Annotated in this window: 1 protein-coding gene; it reads right to left on the bottom strand. The window is 54.3% G+C overall.

Going from position 1 to position 617, the window contains the following annotated elements; all coding sequences use genetic code 11:
- Window positions 1-45 precede the first annotated feature (45 nt).
- Window positions 46-617: cytosine permease (locus J5M71_RS26550; RefSeq protein ID WP_207838449.1), on the bottom strand; the 572-nt coding region annotated here is incomplete at its 5' end.

Below are 617 nucleotides of genomic sequence, written 5' to 3'. Positions count from 1 at the left end.
GTACTGTTCCGATAGAAGAGCACAAACGCTCTCAGCCTGCGAACATCAAACTTGCGATGCCTTGATCAACAGCGAACCGCGCCGGCGCATGAGGGCGTAGTAAGCGCACGCAGGGCACAGCAAGCCAACGACCCACGCCAGGTCTACGCCTTGCAGGCTGGTGGCAACAGGCCCGACGTACATGGAGGTGTTCATGAACGGAATTTCCAGAGCAATGGTGCAAAGGAATACTGCGATTGCTGTCCAGTTCACCCGACCGTAGATGCCTGCCGGATCGAAGATGTCGGTAATCCGGTAAACGCCTTTGCGCAGCGCGTAGTAGTCGACAAGATTGATCGCCGTCCAGGGGATCAGAAAGTAGCTCATGAAAAAGATGAAATTCAGGAAGAACTGCAGAAAGTCGTCCTGCGCCAATGTGCATAAACCGGTTGCGATCGTGCAGATGATCAGCAGGAATCCCGCACGTACAGACGGGGTGATTTTGAGCGCAGAGAAAGGCTCGATCATCGTGATCGTCGACATGAAAGCGCCATACAGGTTGAACACATTGATGGCGATCTGGCCGTATAGCACGAATGCCACCATCAGCAGCGTGCCTCCTCCGAGCAGGCCTATAA

The organism is Pseudomonas sp. 43(2021) (assembly GCF_017490805.1).
Lineage (GTDB): Bacteria > Pseudomonadota > Gammaproteobacteria > Pseudomonadales > Pseudomonadaceae > Aquipseudomonas.
Note: the sequence above shows the minus strand (reverse complement) of the source record. Positions and strands in the feature narration are given on the sequence as shown.